Below are 20348 nucleotides of genomic sequence, written 5' to 3'. Positions count from 1 at the left end.
GGCCTGGCGGTCTGAAGGAGGCTGTGCACGACACCATCGAGGAGCTCTCGCAGCGCAGTGGCATGGACATCGCCTTCGAGGAAGAGCTGGATCTGTGTCCGCTGGAGGTGAACGAGGAGTTCCACGTGATGCAGGTCATCCGTGAGGCGTTGTCCAACACCGTTCGGCACTCGGGCGCTCGCCGTGCCTGGGTCACCATCCGGCCTGGGCCGGCGCACCACATCACCGTGACGGTGGAAGACGACGGCCAGGGCTTCGGTCGTGCGGTGGAGGACGGGCAGCACCACGGGCTGTCCATCATGAAGGAGCGGGCCCGCTCGCTGGGCGGGGACGTGGCGTTCGGAGACCGGCCTGGCGGTGGCTCGCGCATCGAGCTGGTGTTCGCACCCGAGCGCCTGCCATCACCCGTGGAACAGGAAAGTGCCTGATGACGTCCAGTGTGTTGTTGATCGATGACCATCCGCTGTTTCGCAGCGGCGTGGCCCAGCTCGTGCAAGGCGATCCGGAGTTGAGTCTGGCAGGGCAGGCTGGCGACGGGCCCACGGGCATCGCGCTGGCCCTGAGCCTGCGGCCTGACCTGGTGCTGATCGACCTGAACATGAAGCAGATGAACGGCATCGAGGTCCTGAGGGCACTGAAGGCGGCCGGCTGTCCATCCCGTTGTGTGATGTTGACCGTCTCGGACGACGGCAAGGACGTGCTGGAAGCCATGCGCGCGGGCGCCGACGGTTACCTGCTCAAGGACCTCGAACCCGAGGAGCTGTGCCTCAACATCAAGCGCGCCGTGCTGGGCAGCACGGTGATCGAAAGCTGCCTGGCGGGGTTGCTGGTGGATGCCTTGAAGGCGCCGCCCCAGGTGGACGTGGCCAGCCTCACAGAGCGTGAGCGCGAGATCCTGGGCTTGTTGGTCGATGGCATGAGCAACAAGCAGATCGCCCGTGTGCTGGGCATCGCCGACACCACGGTCAAGGTCCACATCAAGCATCTGCTGCGCAAGCTCAATGTGCGCAGCAGGCTGGAGGCTGCGGTCTGGGGCTTCCAGAACCCGCAGTTCCGCACGCAGGACGCTGCCCCGCGCGCGCCGATGGCCGGTTGATCAGGCGCCGGGGGTCTGCGCCTTCAGTCCCATCACGCCGACCAGGATCAGTGCGATGAACAGGGCCTTGGGCCAGGAGAACGGCTGGCCCTGGATCATGAAGTCCAGCAAGGCCGTGCCCGCCACGCCGATGCCGGCCCACACGGCATAAGCCGTGCCGGCAGGCAGGGTGCGCATGGCCAGTCCGAGCAGGCCCACGCTGGCCACGATGGCGCCGGCCGTCCACAGCGTGGGCCACAACCGGGTGAAGCCCTGAGAGCGTTGCAGCCCGATGGGCCAGGCGGTTTCGAGCAGGCCCGCGAGGACGAGCAGGATCCAGTCGGAAGACATGGGCGGTGGGGAGGGAGTGGGTGAGGGACCGCACGTCACGCAAGTTGCGGGCCACGGCCGACGACCCGTTCACCATGCTTACCCGCGCACACGTGCCCGATGTGTCCGGGCGCTACTTCAGCCAGCCGGTCGCAACAAGCGCAAGAGTGTCCTGTGAGACACCGAGGGGGCAAAGAGGGCAGTGACACTGTGTCTCATCGCACAGCCGCGAGGCCTCGGCCCGCTCCCCATGAAAGTCATCCGATCCCGCGCTCCGCTCCGGCTGGGCCTCGCCGGTGGAGGCACCGACGTCAGCCCTTTCAGCGACCTCCATGGTGGCCAGGTCCTCAACGCCACCATCGATCTGTACGCCCATACCATTCTCGAGCCACGCTCCGATGGCAAGCTGGTGCTCGTGGCCTGTGACCGCGAAGAACATGTGTGCCTGGATGCTGCCGCTCCCATCGTGGACGATGAGCCCCTGCGGCTGCATCGTGGCATACACCGGCGCATCGTGAGGGACTTCAATGACGGGCAACCGCTGTCCTGCACGGTCACGACCTTTGCCGATGCGCCTGCCGGATCGGGACTGGGCACCTCGTCCACCATGGTGGTGTCCGTCCTGCAGGCCTATGCGGAATGGCTCAAGCTGGATCTGACCGAGTACGAACTCGCGAACCTGGCCTACCAGATCGAGCGGGAAGACCTGGCCCTGGCGGGGGGCAAGCAGGACCAGTATGCGGCGGCCTTCGGCGGGTTCAACTTCATCGAATTCGGCGAGGACGGGCGCGTGCTGGTCAACCCCTTGCGTGTCAAGCCATGGGTGAGCAACGAACTGGAGGCCAGCACGCTGCTGTACTACACCGGGCAGTCGCGGGAGTCGGCTCGGATCATCGAGCAGCAGATCGAGAACACCCGCGAGGGCAGGACCGCTTCGGTCGAGGCCATGCTGGCCTTGAAAGAGGACGCCTCCAGCATGAAGGAGGTAATCCTGCGCGGAGACCTCGACCGCTATCCCGGCATCCTGGGGCGGTCGTGGCAGGCCAAGAAGAAGATGGCTGCGGGCATCACCACGCCACTGATCGAGCAGGTGTACGACAGTGCGCTCGACGCCGGTGCCCAGGCGGGCAAGATTTCCGGTGCGGGGGGCGGCGGCTTCATGATGTTCTTTGTCTCGCCGGCCAGGCGCCTCGACGTCGTCCGCGCGCTGTCGCGCTTCCCGGGCGAGCTGATGAACTTTCACTTCACCCCCTATGGAGCGCAATCATGGGCGATCGGCTGAAGGCCCTGGCCAGTCGATGGCTGGCAGAGTCGGTCACGGTCAAGCAGCAACTGGCCGCCGATGAGGCCATGCTGGACCAGGCCCTGGAGGTGGCGCAGCGCTGCGCCGCCGCCTGCAGCGCGGGCCACAAGGTGCTGTTCATGGGCAATGGCGGCAGCGCGGCCGATGCGCAGCACCTGGCGGGCGAATTCGTCAGCCGCTTCAACTACGACCGCCCCGGGCTGGCCTCGTTTGCCTTGACGGTCGACACCTCGGTGCTGACCGCCATCGGCAACGACTACGGATATGACAAGGTGTTCGAGCGCCAGGTGCAGGCGTGTGCCAGGCCGGGCGATGTGGTGGTCGGTCTGTCCACGTCCGGCAATTCGGTCAATGTGATCAAAGGCCTCGAGATGGCGCGTACCCTGGGGGCCTGCACCGTGGCCTTGACCGGGCAGGATGGTGGCCGCATGAAGTCGCTGGCCGACATCTGCCTGCGCATGCCTTCCAGCGAGACGCCGCGCATACAGGAATGCCACATCGTCGTGGGCCACATCATCTGCGGGCTCGTCGAGCAGATCGTGTTTCCCCGAGCATGAGCATGCCGCCCGACTTCGATGCCATCGTGCTGGCGGGTGGCCTGGGAACGCGGCTGCGCTCGGTCGTCGCGGACCGACCCAAGCCCCTGGCGCCCGTGGCCGGAAGGCCGTTCCTCGACCATGTGCTCGCGCACCTGGCGGAGGTGGGCGTGCAGCGTGTGGTGTTGTCGATCGGCTACCTGGGAGCGCAGATCGAGGCCCGGTATGGCGATCGCTTTCAGGGCATGTCCATCACCTACAGCCGGGAGTCCGAGCCCCTGGGGACGGGAGGGGCCTTGAAGCAGGCGCTCTCTTGTTGCAACACGCCGTACGCCCTGGCGCTCAACGGCGACACCCTGTTGCGGTGCGATCCTCGCGGTTTTGTTGCGCGCACGGTGGCCTCGGGCAAACGGCTGGGCATCCTGACCCGGGAAGTCGAAGACGCCGGACGGTACGGGCGATGCGAGCTGCGGGATGGGACTGTGGTGGCCTTCGGCGAAAAGACGCAGCCCGGCCCGGGCCTGATCAACGCCGGCGTCTACTGTCTGCATCGCGGCGCGCTGGCCGACCATGTCGGCCCTGCCCGGTTCTCTTTCGAGCGCGACTTCGTGGGGCCACAGGTGCTGCACCTGCGGCCCTACGGGGAGAAGGTGGATGGCTACTTCATCGACATCGGGGTGCCAGAAGACCTTGCTCGGGCCCAGGTGGAGCTACCGCCGTGGCGTTGACGGCGCTGGGCCCTGGCGCCTGAAGCCGTAGCGGCGCGCAATTCAAGCGAAAATACCCGGTTCCGCACACGGATCGTGCCTCTGGAGGCCGTCCAGGGCGCACCGACGTTTCTCGCACCATGAGTCATTCCTCCTCCACCCCCACCCTTCAGCGGGGCCTGAGCAACCGCCACATCCAGCTCATCGCACTGGGTGGCGCCATCGGCACCGGTCTCTTTCTGGGCGTCGCGCAGACCATCCAGCTGGCCGGCCCGGCCATCCTGCTGGGCTATCTGGCCGCCGGCATCATCGCGTTCTTCATCATGCGCCAGCTGGGCGAGATGGTGGTCGAGGAGCCGGTGGCCGGCTCGTTCAGCCATTTCGCGCACCGCTACTGGGGGCAGCCCGCCGGCTTCGTGTCCGGCTGGAACTACTGGGTGCTCTATGTGCTCGTCAGCATGGCCGAGCTCACGGCGGTCGGCATCTATGTGCAGTACTGGTTTCCCGGTGTGCCCACCTGGGCCTCGGCACTGGCCTTCTTCGTACTGATCAACGCGATCAACTTCCTGCACGTCAAGCTGTTCGGCGAGATGGAGTTCTGGTTCGCCATCATCAAGGTGCTGGCCATTCTCGGCATGATCGGGTTCGGCGTGTACCTCATGGTGAGCGGCCAGGCCGGCCCGGAGGCCGGGCTCAGCAACCTGTGGGCACACGGTGGCTTCATGCCCCATGGCGTGAGCGGTGTGGTCATGGCCATGGCCGTCATCATGTTCTCGTTCGGCGGGCTCGAGCTGGTGGGCATCACGGCGGCCGAAGCCGAAGACCCGCAGAAGACGATCCCCAAGGCCACCAACCAGGTGATCTACCGCATCCTGATCTTCTACGTCGGCGCACTGGCCGTGCTGCTGTCGCTGTATCCGTGGAACAAGGTGCAGGAGGGCGGCAGCCCCTTCGTGATGATCTTCCAGGCGCTGGACAGCCAACTGGTCGCCACGGTGCTGAACGTGGTGGTCCTGACTGCGGCCCTGTCGGTCTACAACAGCTGCGTGTACTGCAACAGCCGCATGCTGCTCGGGCTGGCCGAACAAGGTGATGCGCCCTCCGTGCTGGCCCGCGTCAACCGCCGCGGCATCCCGGCGCCGGCCCTGCTCGTCTCGGCCACGGCCACCGGCTTGTGCGTGGTGATCAACTACCTGATGCCCGGCAAGGCCTTCGGGCTGCTGATGGCGCTCGTCGTGGCCGCCCTCATCATCAACTGGGCCATGATCACGATCACGCACCTGATCTTCCGCAAGGCCATGATCCGCCAGGGCGTGACGCTGCGTTACCCGAGTTGGGCCTACCCGGTCAGCAACTACGTCTGCCTGGCCTTCATGGCGGGCATCCTGGCCGTCATGTGGGCCACCCCGGACATGCGCCTGTCGGTGATGCTCGTGCCCGTGTGGCTGGCCCTGCTGGGCATCGGCTACGTTCTGCGGCAGCGCAAGGGCTGATGCCATGGGGCACGCTGCCATCGACGACCTGGACCGCCGGCTGCTGGCCCTGCTGCGCGAGGACGGCCGGCTCACGAACCAGGAACTGGCCGAACTCGTGGGGCTTTCGCCATCGCAGTGTTCGCGGCGGCGCATCGCCCTGGAACAGGCCGGCCTGATCCTGAGCTACCAGGCCCACCTCTCTCCGGAAGCGGATGGCTCGTCGCTGCTGGGGCTCATCGAGGTCCGCCTGGCCCGGCATGCGCCGGATGCGGCCGAAGCCCTGGTTCGATACGTGGCGCAGGAACCTGCGATCCGGGATGCATTCAAGGTCACGGGCGACCACGATTTCCTGATCAAGGTGGGGGTGGCGAGCCTGGCAGAGCTCAACGACCTGCTGGGCCGCCTGTCTGCCCTGGGCGGTGCGGTAGCTCACCTGCGGACCGCCGTGGTGCTGGAGCGGATCAAGGAAAACGGGCGCATGCTGCCTGTGGGGGGCTGAAGCCATGGCGTCGATCGACACGCCGCGTGCGCCCCACGCCTGGTATGAGGACCTGCTGGCCCTGCTGATCGGCACCCTGGTGGTGTCGTTCGGCATCAACCTGCTGCGGCAGGGCGGGGCGCTGACGGGAGGCACGGCGGGCCTGGCGTTTCTGGCCCACTACGCCACCGGGGTCCGCTTCGGTCTGGCCTTCTTTGCCATCAACGTGCCCTTTTACTGGCTGGCCTACCGCCACCTGGGCAAGGCGATGGTGGTGAAGACCTTCTGTGCCGTGGGGCTGGTGTCGTTCTTTGCCGAGGTGCACACGGTCTTCATCCACATCGACCACATCGAGCCGTTCTACGCAGCCCTGTTCGGCAACGCGGTGCTCGGCCTCGGTTTCATCGTGCTGTTCCGCCACCGCGCCAGCCTGGGCGGCACCAGCATCCTGGCGCTGTACATGCAGGAGCACCATGGCATCCGCGCCGGCAAGGTGCAGTTGGTGATCGACCTCGTCATCCTGGCCAGTTCGGCCATGCTGGTCAGCGCGCCCTTGCTGGCGGCCTCGGTGGCGGGGGCCGTGGTGCTCAACACCATCATCGCGCTGAACCATCGGCCGGACCGCTATCTGGCCTGACGACGCGCCTGGGGCCTGGCCGTGGTGCCAGCCTGGGCGGTTCGCCGGCGTTCCTTGCCCAGGATCAAGAAATCCTCCGGACAGGAGGGACGTGACGCCTTTTGTACTCAAGTTGTTACACAGGGTGACGATGGTTGGCGCATTCCGTTGAATGAGCGCGAGCCCCATGTCCCTCTTGTCCGCCCTGTCCCTTCGTATGCGGCTGCTCGCGGCCTTTGCGGTCGTTGCCCTGGCCGGTGTCGTCAGCGGTGCGGTGGCCGTGGCCGGATTGCACCGTGTCAACGAAGGCACCCATGTCCTGTACGAACGGCACCTGTTGGGGCTGTCCGCCATCAAGGAGGCGGAGATCCACCTGGTGCAGGTGGCGCGTCATCGTGCGCAGTACGCCCGTGCCGGGTCGATGGCAGCCCGTGACAAGAGCCGAGCCTCGTTCGAGCAGCATGTGACCGAAACACGCCGCTGGCTGGACCAGGCCGCGCCTTTGCTCGTGGCGGACGAGACCCGGGCTCTCCATCGCGCCACGCTGGAGGCGCTGAATGCCTATCTGCCGGTCGGGCGTGCCTTCCTGGCGACCGTCGACGCCACACCGCCCATGGCTGTCTCGCCCGAGGTCGAGCGCAGCAACCTTGCGGCGGTGCAGGCGTTCGACCTCGTCACCGACAAGATGGCGCTGCTGTCTCATCAGAAGGAGCAGGCCGGAGAGGTTGCCGCAGGCGAGTCCGAGCAGACTTACCAGCGTGTCATCTACGCCGTGGCTGGCTTCTCGGCGCTGGCCGTTGTCGTGGCGCTCGGCCTTGGCTGGTGGATGTCGTCTGCGGTGATCCGTCAGATCGGGGGCGAGCCCGACCGTGCCGTGCGGCTGGCCCGCCGCATCGCGGAGGGCGACCTGAGCACGGTGATCGATGTGCCGCGGGGCGACACCAACAGCATCATGGCCGCCATGAAGGAGATGCAGGCCAGGTTGCATGAAGTGGTTCAGACCATTCGCGGGGCTGCAGGCAACATTGCGACCGCATCCAGCCAGATCGCGGCAGGCAATGCCGATCTGTCCACCCGGACGGAGATGCAGGCGGGCAACCTCCAGACGACGGCCGCCACCATGGTGCAACTCAGCACGGCGGTCCAGCACAATGCGTCGCATGCGGATGAGGCGGCCACCATGGCGCGGGATGCCACGGTCGCAGCCGAGGTGGGTGGCCAGACTGTGGACAAGGTGGTCTCGACGATGAACGACATCTCGCGGGACAGCTCGCAGATCGGCGACATCATCGGCGTGATCGACAGCCTGGCCTTCCAGACCAACATCCTGGCGCTCAACGCTGCGGTCGAGGCCGCCCGGGCCGGTGAGCAGGGCCGAGGCTTTGCCGTGGTGGCTGCGGAGGTTCGCTCCCTGGCCCATCGGTCCAGCGATGCTGCCCGTGAGATCAAGCGCCTCATCACGACCAGCGGCGAGCGTGTGCAGGCAGGGGCGGCACAGGTTCAGGAGGCGGGCAGCACGATCGAGGACATGGTGAACCAGGTGCGCCGCATGGCCGCCCTGATCGAGGAGATCAACCATGCGACGCGCGAGCAGACCCAGGGCATTGCAGAAGTCAGCGCGTCGGTCACCCATCTGGACGATGTCACGCAGCAGAACGCCTCCCTGGTGGAGGAGAGTGCGGCGGCGACCGACGGGCTGAGCCGCCAGGCGTCGAGCCTTCTGCAAAGCGTGAGCGTGTTCAAGCTCGCCTGAGGCAGAAGCATGTTGCGGGTTCAGGAGGCTGTCGCGTCTTGTTGCATGGGCTATGCTCTGCGACAAGACTTCGGCGAACGAGGCACCAGTGCACATGGACACCGTCGCGCAATCGGATGATCGGCCGTTGATCCTGGTCGTCGATGACGCCCACGAGAACCTTCGCGTTCTCGGCGAGTTGTTGCGCCGGGATTTTCGGGTTCGGGTCGCCAACAGCGGCGCACGGGCGCTGGAAGTGGCGGCGCTGGACCCGATGCCCGCCCTGATCCTGCTGGACATCATGATGCCGGAGATGGACGGATACGCCGTCCTGCAGGCGCTCAAGCAGTCGCCGAGAACCCACGACATCCCGGTCATCTTCGTCACCGCGCTGGATGCCGATGACGAGGAGGAAAGAGGGCTGGCCATGGGGGCCGTGGACTACGTGACCAAGCCCTACAAGCCGGCCTTGCTCATGGCGCGGATCCGGTCCCAGCTGGAACTCAAGCGGGCGCGGGACCGCCTGTCCGATCAGAACGCCTTTCTGGACGGCGAAGTGCGGCGCCGCACGGCCGAAAACGAACTGGTCAAGGACGTGACGCTCATGGCGCTGGCCGCCCTGGCCGAAAAGCGCGACAACGAGACGGGCAATCACCTGCGCCGCACCCAGGCCTATGTGGCCTTGCTGGCCGAGCAGCTCAAGACCCATCCCCGGTTTGCTGCCTCCCTGCAGGACCGCGAGCAGCGCGAGCGCCTGGCCAAGTGCGCACCCTTGCACGACATCGGCAAGGTCGGCATCCCCGATCACATCCTGCTGAAGCCGGGCAAGCTCGAGCCTGACGAATGGGCCATCATGAAAACGCACGCCGCGCTGGGCGCCGAGGCGCTGCGCGAGGCGATCGGCCGGGTCCGGTTCGCGCGGTCCGAGGCAGAACTGACGCCGTCAGAGCGTCTGACAGAGCCGTTTGCCTTTCTTGAGACCGCTGCGCTGATGGCGGAAAGCCACCATGAGCGCTGGGACGGAACGGGCTACCCGAAAGGCCTGAAAGGCGAGGCGATTCCTCTGCCCGGACGCCTGATGGCCATGGCCGACGTGTTCGATGCGCTGATTTCTCGACGCCCGTACAAGGTGCCGATGCCCCTGGAGCAGGCCGTCGAGCTGATCCGCGGCGAGCGCGGGCGGCACTTCGATCCGGATGTCGTGGATGCCTTCCTCGCGCTCGTGCCCCAGCTCGCCGAGGTGGCACGCCGCTTCGATGACGCGGCGGTGGTCGGCGAGCCGTGATGGGTCGGGCGATGGCGACCTGGTTCCGGCGCTGGCAGTTGCTGGCCCTCCTCATCGGTCCGGTGTTCCTGACCCTGGGTCTGACGGCCGCGGCCAATTACTACTCCCACCGGGTCACGGTCGACGGCTACAAGGCCGCCTCGCAGCGCCACGTCGACACGATTCGCGCGGGCTTTGAGGCCAACGAGGTGTCGACCCAGACGCTGCACCTGATCCAGACGATCGCCGAGGAGATCAACGCGCGCCGGGCGGGCCTGCGGGGTCCTGACGACTGGCCCGCGTTCCGACAAGGCCAGCAGGTGGCGCTGGCTCTGCAACAAGGGCGCTTGCAGACGCTGCTCGAGACGGAGCAGGACCTGGGGCGTCAGCAGGCCTTGCGCCAGGCACTGGTCCTCATGGCGGACCTCGAGCGTTTCCTGGCGCAATCCGACCGGCTCATGTCGCAGCCGCTCGATGCCGTCAACCGGGAGCTGCTGGCCAGCCGGAACACATCGCTTCGCTACGCACTGCAGTTGCAGCAATTCAACGAAGCCATGTCGACCGAAGCCGTGGCCCACCTGAAGGAGTCGGAGTTCGTGGCGGAGTCCCACAGCTGGCGATCGACGGTGATCAGCGGCGCCGGGCTGCTGGTTGCAGCAGGGATCTGGGCGGTGGTCGCCCTGGTGCTGGCGCGCCGGCTGGAGGTACTCGACAACGCCCTGCGTCAACTCGCACAGGACAACGGACACGGGGCTCACGGGTTTGATGCCGTCCAGCACATTGCCCGGGCGCACAACCCGCTGACGTCCACGCTGGCGCGGTCGGTGCTCACGCTGCAGCAGGTCCAGACCGAGCGCGATGAAGCGCAGGTTGCGCTGCGGGAGCGCGAGCAGCTGTTTGCCACCATCGTGCAGCAGGCGCCTGCCGGCATCGTGCTCATCGAGCGCACGACCCTGCGTCTTCTTCGCTTCAACGAAGCCGCGTGCCGTTCGCTGGGTTACCACGCCGACGAGTTTGCGGCGCTCACGCTGCGCGACCTGGCCCTCGGTCCGCGCGAACACGCGGCCGAGCTCGCCGAGGAGGTGTTTGCGGGCAAGGGGGTTGAGTTCGAAACGCGCACCCCGACCAAGGAGGGGACGCCGCGGGACTTCTGGGTCTCGATGAAGCCGCTGTTTCTGCCCGGGCGCGACTGCATCAGCGTCATCTGGCTCGACATCACGGAGCGCAAGCGCACCGAGCTGGAGCTGGAGCGCCACCGGCAGCATCTGGAAACCCTGGTGGCCGAGCGCACCCGGGATCTGGAGCGCACGCAGCAGGACCTCATCGTGGCGAGGGACATGGCCGAGAGCGCCAACCGCGCGAAAAGCGCCTTCCTGGCGAACATGAGCCACGAGATCCGCACGCCGATGAACGCCATCGTCGGAATGGCCCACCTGCTGAAGAACGAATCCCTCAGCCCCCTGCAGCATCAGCGCGTCGACAAGCTCACCACGGCCGCCATGCACCTGCTGACGGTCATCAACGACATCCTCGACTTCTCCAAGATCGAGGCCGGCAAGTTCGGGATCGACCCCATCGACTTCAACCTCGAACAGGTCGTGTCGCAGGCCTTCGCGTTCGTGGCCGAGAAGGCGGAATCCAAGGGGCTGGAGCTGGTGTCCGATCTGGGCAGCGTGCCGATGGGGCTGCACGGCGATCCGGTCCGGCTCGGGCAGATCCTGCTCAACTTTCTGAGCAATGCCGTGAAGTTCACCGAACAGGGGCATGTGCGCCTGCGCGTGCGAGCCATGCCACCGCAGGACGACTCCGCAACCCTGTGGATGCGGTTCGAGATCAGCGACACGGGTATCGGCATCAGCCAGGTTCACCAGGCGCGCCTGTTCACGGCTTTCCAGCAGGCCGACGATTCCATCACCCGCGTCTACGGCGGCACGGGACTGGGGCTGGCGATCTGCCGGCGCCTGGCCGATCTGCTGGGCGGTCGGGTGGGGGTGCACAGCCAAGTGGGGGCGGGCAGCACGTTCTGGGCCGAACTGCCCTTCACCGCCGCACGCAGCGCCCCCCCGGTGCTGCATGGCTTTGCACCGCAGACCCGTGTGCTGGTGGTGGACGACATGGAGGAAGCCCGAGAGGCCGTTCAGATGGTGCTGAGCCAGCTGGGGGCGCGGGTGGACCTGTGCGCCGATGGTGAGGCGGCGCTGAAACAGGTTGCCGAGGCGGACCGGGCCGCAGACCCTTACGCCTATGTGTTCAGCGACTGGAACATGCCCGGCCTGGATGGCGCCGAAGTCCTCCGGCGCATCCATCGCATGGGCCTGCCGTCCCTACCCATCGGGGTGCTGTTCAGTGGCAGCACCGGGAGCCCCGAGCGCGCCATGCCCGAAGAGGGCATCCACGCCTTCGTGACCAAGCCCGTCCTGCCCAGCGCGGTGGTTGCCGTGCTTGCTCGCACCGCACCCGTCGGCCAGATGCCCGACGCGGCGTCACAAGCAGGCCGTGCCCTGCAGGCCTTTGGCACCCGTTTTCGCCCCGGCCTCAAGCTGCTGCTCGCCGAGGACAACCCGCTGAACCGAGAAGTGCTCGGTGAACTCCTGGAACACCTCGGGCTGGCCGTCGATTGCGTGCCGGACGGGCAGGCGGCGGTGGAGGCAGCACGGCAGCATGCCTACGATCTGGTCCTGATGGACCTGCAGATGCCTCGGCTGGATGGCTTGGCCGCGGCGCGTCTGTTGCGCCAGCTCCCCGGGTATCAGACGACACCGATCGTCGCGGTCACCGCCAATGCCTTTGACGAAGACCGCATGAATGCGCTGGCTGCGGGCATGAACGACCATGTCCCCAAGCCTGTCGACCCGAAGGCCTTGCGCGCCGTGCTGGCGCGTTGGTTGCCTGCACGCGATGTGACGACCGAACCGGGTCAAGGCGGCCATGAAGGCGCCGTGCCGGATGCTGACACCTCGAGGGCAGCGCCCGATGTCGAGCACGAGCGGGCGCTGGCGCAGGTGCCCGGCCTGAACGTGGCGCAGGCCTTGCGGCACACCGGGGGCTCGCCGCGCCAACTGGGTGAACGGCTGCGTCGTTTCTTTGCGGAGCACGGAGACGATGTGCAAAGGATGACGGCCGCATGGGCCCGGGGTGATACAGAGGCCGCCCACCGTCAGGCGCACACCTTGCGGGGTGTGGCCGGCATGTTCGGCCTCACGGACCTGTCCGAAGACGCCCACCTGATCGGCGTCTGGTTGCGCGAGGGGCGCCACCACGACGAGCCGGAGGCCCGGTCCGTTCTTCAGCGCATGCAGACCCGGCTGGATCAGGCGCGTGAGGGGCTGGCGGCTGCCAGCGCCATGCTGCAGCCGTCCGACGGGGACGATGTGCGGTCGGTCGACCGGTCGTCCGAGGCTGGCCAGGACGATGCTGCGCTCAAGGACAGCCTGGTGGCTTTGAAGACGCTGCTCGAGGCCGGCGACATGGACGCCGCGGCTGCGTGGGAGGCACAGACGGCGTCGGTCAGCGCACGCTTTCCGACGGTGGCCCTTGAAATCACCCGGGCGATGGACGTGTTCGACTACGCCCGGGCGGCCGACCGTGTCGAGCAACTGTGCCGGGCGCTGGCCCCTTGACCGTGGCCCGCGCCGCCTGATAACTTGCGTTGATGTGCATTATGTAAACAATGAGTCGAGCGGAACACCCGCCGTTCGGTTCGGCGGGCGTCGGCGTCAAGCCAGTCGATCAGCGCTTGGCACCCTCGCTCTCGCGACGCTCAAGCTGCGTGCGCAACTGCTGGGCCATTTCAAGGTGGCGCTCCAGCTTCGGCAAAGCCTGCTGTGCAAAGGCCTTCACCTGCGGATCACGGCCATTCGCTATTTCTTCGCGGAACATCTCGATCGTTTCACGGTGGGCGTCCACGCCCATGTCTTCGGTGAAGCGTTCGTCAAAGTCCTTGCCGTCTGCCATCTTCATCAGCTGCAGCTTGCTCTTGTGCATCAGCGATGGCTCGGTCGGCAGTTTCACGCCTTTGGCGCTGGCGATCTGTTCCAGCTGCGCATTGGCCTTGGTGTGGTCGTCCACCAGCATCTGCGCAAACTTCTTCACCTGTGCGTTGCTGGTCTTCGACAGCGCCAGGCGGGCGGCCTGCACCTCGGCGTGGCCGGCCTCTGCCGCCTTCTTCATGAAGTCCCGATCGGCTTCGGGCACGGCATCGCGGGCATTGGCTGTGGCGGCCTGTGAAGCCGAACGGGTGGGCGTCGACTGCGCCTGGGCGCCCGTGGACAGTCCGACGGCCAGCAGGCTGGCAACCAGCAGGGGGTGCAACTTCTTCATGTGGAGGTCCTTTCTTGTGAATGCGGTGGAAGGACCCTCCATGCAGCAAGCGGTGTTCCGCTGGCTGCCTCAGATGTGCGACAGGCGTGACAAGGTCTTACAGCGACGCCAGGCTGCGCAGTACCAGGGTGCCCGCGGCGCCACCGAGCCACGCCGCGATGCGCTTGAGCATCGCCGTGTCCAGCCTGCTGCCGGACGAGGGGGGCGCCTGCCCTACCCCGACCACCAGAAAATGGGCCGGCAGGGCGATCACGAGCAGGGTTGCCATGATCAGCTCGACGCTGCCCTCGGTCTCAGGGGAACCGAATCGCGCCCACAGATGAGGCCAGGCGAGCGCGGCCACGATGCCGGCCACGGCAGCGGTCGAAGGTGTGGGGCGGATGTTCACAGCGTGTTCGTCAGGGACAAGCGGGTTGTCATGATGCCATTGCCTCCCCGCGTGTGACCTGACCGGTCACGGTGGCGTCCATCCTCATCCCGTGATTTCCGGCTCGACCAGTTGCGCCAGCAGTTGAAGCGACTCCTGCCAGCCCAGGTAGCAGGCTTCGGCAGGAATGAGGCTCGGGATGCCCTCCTGCACGATGCTCAGGTCGACCCCGCATGACACAGCCTTGATCGACACGGTGGTCTGCATGGCGCCTGGCAGATTGGGATCGTCGAACGTGGCTGTGTAGCGCAGCTTCTGATCCGGCACCAGCTCCAGGTACTCCCCGCCGAACGAATGGCTGTGCCCGGTGGTGAAGTTCGTGAACGACATCCTGTACTTGCCGCCCACGTGCGGCTCCAGCAGATGAACCTGACCAGTGAAGCCATGGGGCGGCAGCCACTTCACCCACGCGTCGGGCTGCAGGAAAGCGCGGTAGACCCGTGCCGGTGTCGCGCGAAGCACGCGGTGGAGCTGGATGGTGTGGGAGGACATAAGGTTCCTTTGGATGAGGGCAAGGCCGCTTGGTGCACCGGTTTCAGACGGGCGAACAGATCTCGACCAGCACCCCGTCCGGGCAGCGCACGTACGACACCGTTTGCCCCCACGGCTTGGTCAGCGGTGCAGCCAGTTCGGTTGCCCCCGCGGCGACGGCCCGTGCGTGTGCCGACCCGACGTCCTCCGTCACCAGCCCCAGTTCAAAGCCGAGCGGCTGAACAGACTGATCGGCATGGACGTGGCCACCGGGAAAGTTCATGTCGCCCAATGCATGTGCCGCGAAAGACAGCGTGGTCGTCCCGGTGTCGAGCTCACCGTACGACCCACTCTCGTGAAGAAACTTGCGCTGCAGTCCGAACGCGGCTTCGAAAAAAGCCAGTGACGCCGCCACATCGGGCACGTAGACGATGGTGTAGCCGAGTTTCATGGTGTTTCCTGTGTCGGGTGTTCGATGGATGCGGGGTTGAAAGCCACCCAGCCGAGTTCGGTTGCCAGTTCGCACAGCTTGAGGGCCGTGGCCCAGTTCCGGGTGGTGACGTCCCTTCCCGCCTTCCTCAGCATGGCCTCTCCAGCCTTGCTCTTCAGGATGCCGTCCGCGCAGTACAAGTAAGCGGCCGTCCGGCCCATTTGAAACTGCTCTGACGGCGTCAGCAGCGCGCCGATGCGGGCAAGGGGTGGCAGCAGCGAGGCATCCTGCACGAAGGCGACCAACAGGCATGAGGGATCTCTGCCCGCCTCGGCCAGCGGGTTCTCTTCCACGATGGCCGCGAACTCTTCTGCGGACTTGACGATCACCGGGATGTCCAGAGCGAGTCGTGCCGAGAGTGCGCAGGATATCGCGCTCGCGTGATCGGCCGGTGTGCCTCGCTGTGCCTGGAACACGGCATTGCCGCTGTTCAGCAGCGTGCTGATTCCTTCATAGCCCAGATCCCGCAACAGCGTCCGCAGCTCAGCCATCGGCACCCGATTGGCCTTGCCCACGTTCACGCCGCGCAGCAGCGCGACGAAGGCCGTCACGCCCGCACCCCCGTCCCTGGCGCATCAGGTGTGTGGCTCATCGGACGAGCCTCAGCATGCCGCGTGCCACGGGCAGGAACTGTTTGATCGATTCCGGCCCCTGCGCCTCGACCTCCACGAGGTCGTGTCCGCAGGTGTAGAACCCGTTGCGAATGGGCTTGGTGGGGCGCTCGTCGGAACGGATGAACCAGCCACCGTCGCAGAGGGCCAGAGGCACGAGTTCGCCTACGCCTTGTGCCACCACAGCCCGATACGCCTGAAGGCGCGCCTCCACGCCGGCGGCCAGTTGTTCCTTCGGGATCGCGCGCGTGGTGTGAGCGTTGAGCACCTCGTTCTCCAGCGTGACGCCGTCGGGGGCGGTCAGCCCCCAGCTGCACCCGCCTCCCGACGTGCCCCGGTACAGCTCATGGCCCAGGAAGGGCGCCTTGACCAACGCACAGGTGGCGAAGGCCAGCTTCTGATCGGCCAGGCCAGGTGCCGACCAGAAGCCGAGCAGCATGGCCGTGGTGACGAGGGTGATGGCATGACGCATGGCGCGAGGCTGAATCAGAACGTGATCCGGACCGACTCGGCGCTCCGATCGGCGTCGCCGTGGAACACCGCTTCAATGTTGTTGCCATCGGGGTCGAGCACAAAAGCGGCGTAATAGCCCGGATGGTACGGTCGCTCGCCGGGCGGGCCGTTGTCCTTCCCACCGTTGGCCAGCGCGGCGGCGTGGAAGGCTTCGACCATGGCGCGGTCCTTGGCCTGGAACGCCAGATGATGCCGGCCGGTCAATACACCTTGTGCGGCGGCGCTTGTGGCCGTCGACACGAACAGTTCATCGGCCCAGAAATAGTCGTCGGCCGAGCCGCCCAGCGGCACGCCCAGAACGCCGAGGACCGCGGTGTAGAACCGCTGGCTCGCGGGCAGATCCCGCACCACCAGCTGGATGTGGTCGATCAGGCGACCTCGGTGCAGCTCTTGTGTTTCCATGTTGGGCGCCCTTCTCTCGGTCAGTCGTTCACCTTGGGGGTTGCGGCATCGTAAGACGCCTGTGCAATGTCGTGAAACTGCTTTGCGGTGGCGTCGCCCCCTGTCGCCATCGAACTGCGGAAATCCTGTGTTCGCTCCCAGAAGGCACGAAAGACCGGGTTTGCCATGTACCGGCCGAGCGTGGTCCTGAGTTGCCGCTCCGACAGCGTGCCCGTCGCGAAGTTGTTCTCCCAGTGCGACAACACCAGGTTGACGTAGGCATGCTGCTTGCGCGCCTTGTGAGTGCTCAGCTCGGCGTAGTGCCATACCTCCTGAAGGTCGGGGTCGTTGATGGCCATCTGCTGCAACTGGATGTGGAGTTGCCGCAGGCTGGCCCCCGAGGCCTTCGCCAGTTCCTTGCGCTGCAGGGCCAGGTCCATGCGTTGCAGGAAGATGGCGTACACGACGCCGGCAAACGCCAGACCCGAGAACAGCGCGTTCACCGCTCCGAACATGTCACCGAACTCCCCTGCCCCACCAGGAAGGTCATAGTGGACGAGCAGTCCGACCGACCCGATCAACCAGAGGACGAGCACCACGGCAAGCAGGGACTGAAGCGACAGTGGTGGTTCCTTCATGGGCCCTCCTGCGAAGCGTCGGTGCGGCATCGGGATGGCCAAGCGAATCCGTCGGCATGCAAGCACCGGCACACGGAAGGTCACGTCATCCCTTTCTTGAGAAGGATGCCACGTCAAGCCCGTTTGCCCAAGACCGATGTCATCGGCGTGCCCCGTCGGCTTCCTTCTGGTAGGTGTCGTGCGACATGCCGGCATCCTTCAGGCACCGATCCCGGGCGCCGCCATCGGCCTGTTTCATGCACTCGGCGCGCTGTGCGTTGCGGCCGGTGGCATACAACTGCTCCGTCGAGCAGGCCCCGAGCAGCAGGGCAACAAGTGTGAGCAAGGGCGAGATTCGCATGAGGTGAGGTCCTTCCGGCCAGAAACGCCGGGATGCGGATTCAGGCTGCCTCGTGGCAGACCGCTTCGATGTTGTGACCATCGGGGTCCAGAACGAACGCACCGTAGTAATTCGGATGGTAGTGCGGTCGCAGGCCGGGCGGCCCGTTGTCGGTGCCCCCTGCCTGAATGGCCGTTTGATGGAAGGCATCCACCAGTGAGCGACTGGCCACCCGGAAAGCGACATGGACGGGCGGCCTGTTCGGCGTGCCGCTGCTGATCCAGAAGTCCGGCTTGGGCGCCTCACCGAATCCCGCCACATCGGCGTGACCCGTCACCGCGGCAGAAAGCTCCATCAGCAGCGTGTAGCCGATGGGAGCCAGCGCCTTTTCATAGAACGCCTTGCTGGCCTGGAAGTCGCTTGCCACGATACCGGTGTGGTCGATCATGAAGTCCTCCTGTCTGCTTCATCAGGTGCTCAGGGGGCGGGCTTGGCCATCCGATGAAGTGCGCACAGCTTGTTGCCGTCGGGGTCCCTCACATAGGCCAGGTACAGCGCGCCCAGGGCACCGCTGTCGCGCACGCCGGGCGGCTCTTCGATCGACTGCCCGCCATTCGCCACCGCGGTGTCATGAAAGGCGCGCACCTGCTCGGGTGACTGGCACAGAAAGCCGATCGTGCCCCCGTTGGCGGGCGTGGCCGGCTCGTTGTTGATGGGCTGGACCAGTTAGGCTATGGCGCGAAGGCACAGTGAGACGATGTACTTACTGCGACTTTTGCTTGCAACGGAACTCTAGCGTGGCTGAGCCAGGCTTGCCTAGTGCCGGATGCTGGATGTCAGTGCGGACCACATCCATCTCTTTGCCCTGATTCTTGCAAAACGCTTCTGCCTCTTGGGTGATTTCCGCGTAAACAGCAGTCGGCGCGCCAAACCCTACCTGAAGGCTCGTCTTGGAGACAAGGAACCGATCTTCGCCGGCCTTCATGATTCCGGTTGAAGCGCAACCGGTCAGAAGGATAAGCAACGCATACGAGACTTTTGATTTCATTTTCGAGTTGGTGATTGATAGGTTTGAGCGGGAGTCCGAAAAAAGACAGCCTGCCAAGATGATGGCCTAACGCCCTAGTTAAGCGGCGCCGGAGCCCGCTAGGGCGGAGGGTACCGACACTGGCCATGAAAATGGCGAAGCCATGGCCAGTGTTGGCGTCGGCTTGAACGCCCAGTTAGGCGCTGAATTTTGGGTTTTGGAGTTGAACTTCATTGCTCAACCTTCGATCCGCGCATACCTTAAAACATACCCAGTTCGTTCGGCATGTCTGTTGGTTGAGGTTGACCAATGTCCCAGAGTTCAGCGATCTGCCCTGACTCGAAACGAAAGATGTGGACTACAGAAACCGTGATTGCCTTTGATGGCATTTGTACTTTTGAATGAACGACCACCATTTGCCCTTCGGATATGGTTTGCTGTACCTCGAAGATTTTGTCAGGGTTCTTTAGTGCGTTGTCTTGCATTGCGGCTTTTAGTGCCGATGCGTTGCACGCAAAGAAGGGGTTGTGGTGACGAAAATCTGGCGCAACCGATGCGTAGGCCTCTTCGACGCGCCCTGCCGAGGCTAGTTGTAAAAACTGAACCGCTGTTGCCTTGAGTGCTTCGAGGGGCATGCTCATTGTTTCCCAAAATGGCCTAACGTTGACTTAAGCGGTGCCGTCAGGCGTCCGCTTGCAGAATGGGTTGGGCCGCAATGGTGCCGCCCACTCAGGAAAGTACGCCTCCTATGCGTGCAATAACTGATGGCCAGCCATCGCCCATGCCATGAAAGGCGGCTTTGCCCATCGGAGAGTCCATGTCGAACCCCCTATGCTCAAGGGACAAGCGAGTGCCCGAACCTTCGGCTTCCATGCGCCACGTAATCGTTGTGTTCAGCGTTCCGGGAGCAAAGGAGTAAGACAGTAGCCGTTCAGGCTCAACCGCAAGAACCTCGCAGGGTTGCACGCCCCACTGACCCATATCGAGCGTGAAGCGATGTCCGACAACGGCCCGTACATCTCCCGCCGCCCACCACTTCGCATGAATAGCAGGATCGGTAAGCGCCGCCCAAACTCGCGCGGGTGGATGTGGAATGAATTCGGTCAACTGGATTAGGCCTGCTTCGATCATGATTTCTTCTCCTTCTTCGAAAGGGTTTTGTTCAGAGCGCTTAGGCGCGCTTGCCAGTACCGCTCGAACGGATGTAGCCAGTCCTCAACCTCTGACAATGCCCCGGGACTCAGCCGGTAGATACGTTGCCTGCCTTGCGCCTCTTCGCTCACAAGGCCCACCACTCTGAGCACCTGCAAGTGCTCGGAGATAGCGGGGCGATTCAAATGGAACTCACTGGCGATTTCGCCCGCTGCACGCGGGCCTTCTCGGAGCAAGTCGAGAATCTGCCGCCTTATCGGGTTGGCAATTGCGCCAAAGACGTCTGTGACCGGCATGAGTCATTATGCGTCGGAGGTTTCCGACATGTCAACAGTGATGGAATAACTTTGTCTGCAGCCTAACGCCCAAGTTCAGGGGCGCCCATAAGGCGTGGCCGGAGCGATGCGACGTGTGAGCGTCCCCTGCAACGCCCAGTTAGGCCAAGGTGCAAGTAGCAGAGCCTTTGCGCGGCCAGTGAGCCCA

General features: G+C 65.2%; 26 protein-coding genes and 1 pseudogene. 11 read left to right on the top strand and 16 right to left on the bottom strand.

All coding sequences use genetic code 11. From position 1 onward, the window contains the following. The coding region (locus QZ709_RS08615; protein WP_294636876.1) for an ATP-binding protein at positions 1-428 on the top strand (428 nt) is incomplete at its 5' end. Next, the gene (narL, locus tag QZ709_RS08610) at positions 428-1096 is read left to right on the top strand and encodes a two-component system response regulator NarL (protein WP_294636874.1); all 669 of its coding nucleotides are present in this window, start codon (positions 428-430) and stop codon (positions 1094-1096) included. The genes QZ709_RS08615 and narL, both read left to right, overlap by 1 nt. On the opposite strand, the gene QZ709_RS08605 is transcribed toward narL, so the two are convergent. After that, entirely contained in the window at positions 1097-1426 is a 330-nt protein-coding gene (locus QZ709_RS08605; RefSeq protein WP_294636873.1) for a multidrug efflux SMR transporter, read from the bottom strand. Between the two features lie 229 nt (positions 1427-1655). Between QZ709_RS08605 and QZ709_RS08600 the strand changes: the two genes are divergently transcribed. The 9 genes from QZ709_RS08600 (at position 1656) to QZ709_RS08560 (ending at position 13136) form a co-directional block, all read left to right on the top strand. Next, the gene (locus QZ709_RS08600) at positions 1656-2687 is read left to right on the top strand and encodes a dehydrogenase (RefSeq protein ID WP_294636872.1); all 1032 of its coding nucleotides are present in this window, start codon (positions 1656-1658) and stop codon (positions 2685-2687) included. Next, a complete protein-coding gene (locus tag QZ709_RS08595) occupies positions 2672-3265 on the top strand; it encodes an SIS domain-containing protein (protein ID WP_294636871.1) in 594 nt (197 codons plus the stop codon). The genes QZ709_RS08600 and QZ709_RS08595 overlap by 16 nt, the downstream gene beginning before the upstream one ends. Beyond that, positions 3262-3972: a nucleotidyltransferase family protein gene (locus QZ709_RS08590; RefSeq protein ID WP_294636870.1), complete on the top strand. Its 711-nt coding sequence runs from the start codon at positions 3262-3264 to the stop codon at positions 3970-3972. The genes QZ709_RS08595 and QZ709_RS08590 overlap by 4 nt, the downstream gene beginning before the upstream one ends. A gap of 119 nt (positions 3973-4091) precedes the next feature. After that, positions 4092-5444 carry an amino acid permease gene (locus tag QZ709_RS08585; RefSeq protein ID WP_294636869.1) on the top strand — a complete coding sequence of 451 codons (1353 nt, stop codon included), beginning with the start codon at positions 4092-4094 and terminating at the stop codon, positions 5442-5444. Positions 5445-5448: 4 nt separating this feature from the next. After that, entirely contained in the window at positions 5449-5925 is a 477-nt protein-coding gene (locus QZ709_RS08580; protein ID WP_294636868.1) for an Lrp/AsnC family transcriptional regulator, read from the top strand. A gap of 4 nt (positions 5926-5929) precedes the next feature. Continuing rightward, on the top strand, positions 5930-6541 hold the full coding sequence (locus QZ709_RS08575) for a YitT family protein (protein ID WP_294636867.1): 612 nt from the start codon (positions 5930-5932) through the stop codon (positions 6539-6541). A 166-nt stretch (positions 6542-6707) separates the two neighbouring features. After that, positions 6708-8273 carry a methyl-accepting chemotaxis protein gene (locus QZ709_RS08570; protein ID WP_294636866.1) on the top strand — a complete coding sequence of 522 codons (1566 nt, stop codon included), beginning with the start codon at positions 6708-6710 and terminating at the stop codon, positions 8271-8273. Positions 8274-8367: 94 nt separating this feature from the next. Further along, positions 8368-9537 carry a two-component system response regulator gene (locus QZ709_RS08565; RefSeq protein WP_294636865.1) on the top strand — a complete coding sequence of 390 codons (1170 nt, stop codon included), beginning with the start codon at positions 8368-8370 and terminating at the stop codon, positions 9535-9537. An 11-nt stretch (positions 9538-9548) separates the two neighbouring features. Continuing rightward, positions 9549-13136 carry a response regulator gene (locus QZ709_RS08560; RefSeq protein WP_294636864.1) on the top strand — a complete coding sequence of 1196 codons (3588 nt, stop codon included), beginning with the start codon at positions 9549-9551 and terminating at the stop codon, positions 13134-13136. A gap of 109 nt (positions 13137-13245) precedes the next feature. Here the strand turns inward: QZ709_RS08560 and QZ709_RS08555 are convergent, their stop codons facing one another. From QZ709_RS08555 to QZ709_RS08485, 15 genes and pseudogenes are all read right to left on the bottom strand, one after another. Continuing rightward, positions 13246-13836 carry a DUF4142 domain-containing protein gene (locus QZ709_RS08555; protein ID WP_294636863.1) on the bottom strand — a complete coding sequence of 197 codons (591 nt, stop codon included), beginning with the start codon at positions 13834-13836 and terminating at the stop codon, positions 13246-13248. Positions 13837-13933: 97 nt separating this feature from the next. Beyond that, positions 13934-14224 (bottom strand): hypothetical protein, encoded by a 291-nt coding sequence (locus tag QZ709_RS08550; RefSeq protein ID WP_294636862.1) that lies wholly within the window; start codon positions 14222-14224, stop codon positions 13934-13936. An 84-nt stretch (positions 14225-14308) separates the two neighbouring features. Then, positions 14309-14755 (bottom strand): SRPBCC family protein, encoded by a 447-nt coding sequence (locus QZ709_RS08545; RefSeq protein ID WP_294636861.1) that lies wholly within the window; start codon positions 14753-14755, stop codon positions 14309-14311. Positions 14756-14798: 43 nt separating this feature from the next. Then, complete coding sequence (locus tag QZ709_RS08540) at positions 14799-15185, bottom strand: VOC family protein (RefSeq protein ID WP_294636860.1); 387 nt, start codon at positions 15183-15185, stop codon at positions 14799-14801. After that, complete coding sequence (locus tag QZ709_RS08535) at positions 15182-15775, bottom strand: DUF1697 domain-containing protein (protein WP_294636859.1); 594 nt, start codon at positions 15773-15775, stop codon at positions 15182-15184. Before QZ709_RS08535 ends, QZ709_RS08540 begins: the two co-directional genes overlap by 4 nt. A 37-nt stretch (positions 15776-15812) precedes the next feature. Further along, a complete protein-coding gene (locus QZ709_RS08530) occupies positions 15813-16307 on the bottom strand; it encodes a hypothetical protein (RefSeq protein WP_294636858.1) in 495 nt (164 codons plus the stop codon). A 14-nt stretch (positions 16308-16321) separates the two neighbouring features. Next, positions 16322-16750, bottom strand: a complete 429-nt coding sequence (locus tag QZ709_RS08525; RefSeq protein WP_294636857.1) for a VOC family protein — start codon at positions 16748-16750, stop codon at positions 16322-16324. Between the two features lie 20 nt (positions 16751-16770). After that, the gene (locus QZ709_RS08520; protein WP_294636856.1) at positions 16771-17367 is read right to left on the bottom strand and encodes a DUF6082 family protein; all 597 of its coding nucleotides are present in this window, start codon (positions 17365-17367) and stop codon (positions 16771-16773) included. A 139-nt stretch (positions 17368-17506) separates the two neighbouring features. Next, a complete protein-coding gene (locus QZ709_RS08515) occupies positions 17507-17707 on the bottom strand; it encodes a hypothetical protein (RefSeq protein WP_294636855.1) in 201 nt (66 codons plus the stop codon). Between the two features lie 40 nt (positions 17708-17747). Next, positions 17748-18134 (bottom strand): VOC family protein, encoded by a 387-nt coding sequence (locus QZ709_RS08510; protein ID WP_294636854.1) that lies wholly within the window; start codon positions 18132-18134, stop codon positions 17748-17750. Between the two features lie 29 nt (positions 18135-18163). Then, positions 18164-18406, bottom strand: a pseudogene (locus QZ709_RS08505) (VOC family protein); the annotation flags it as partial. Positions 18407-18449: 43 nt separating this feature from the next. Then, positions 18450-18734, bottom strand: a complete 285-nt coding sequence (locus QZ709_RS08500; RefSeq protein ID WP_294636853.1) for a hypothetical protein — start codon at positions 18732-18734, stop codon at positions 18450-18452. A 239-nt stretch (positions 18735-18973) separates the two neighbouring features. After that, a complete protein-coding gene (locus QZ709_RS08495; protein WP_294636852.1) occupies positions 18974-19348 on the bottom strand; it encodes a nuclear transport factor 2 family protein in 375 nt (124 codons plus the stop codon). A 94-nt stretch (positions 19349-19442) separates the two neighbouring features. Continuing rightward, the gene (locus tag QZ709_RS08490) at positions 19443-19844 is read right to left on the bottom strand and encodes an SRPBCC domain-containing protein (RefSeq protein WP_294636851.1); all 402 of its coding nucleotides are present in this window, start codon (positions 19842-19844) and stop codon (positions 19443-19445) included. Next, complete coding sequence (locus QZ709_RS08485; RefSeq protein ID WP_294636850.1) at positions 19841-20161, bottom strand: metalloregulator ArsR/SmtB family transcription factor; 321 nt, start codon at positions 20159-20161, stop codon at positions 19841-19843. The genes QZ709_RS08490 and QZ709_RS08485 overlap by 4 nt, the downstream gene beginning before the upstream one ends. Positions 20162-20348 lie beyond the last annotated feature (187 nt).

Source organism: uncultured Aquabacterium sp. (assembly GCF_913773725.1).
In the GTDB taxonomy this organism is placed as follows: Bacteria; Pseudomonadota; Gammaproteobacteria; order Burkholderiales; family Burkholderiaceae_C; genus Aquabacterium.
The sequence above is the reverse complement of the archived record's forward strand: the minus strand, read 5'-3'. Positions and strand labels throughout refer to the sequence as shown.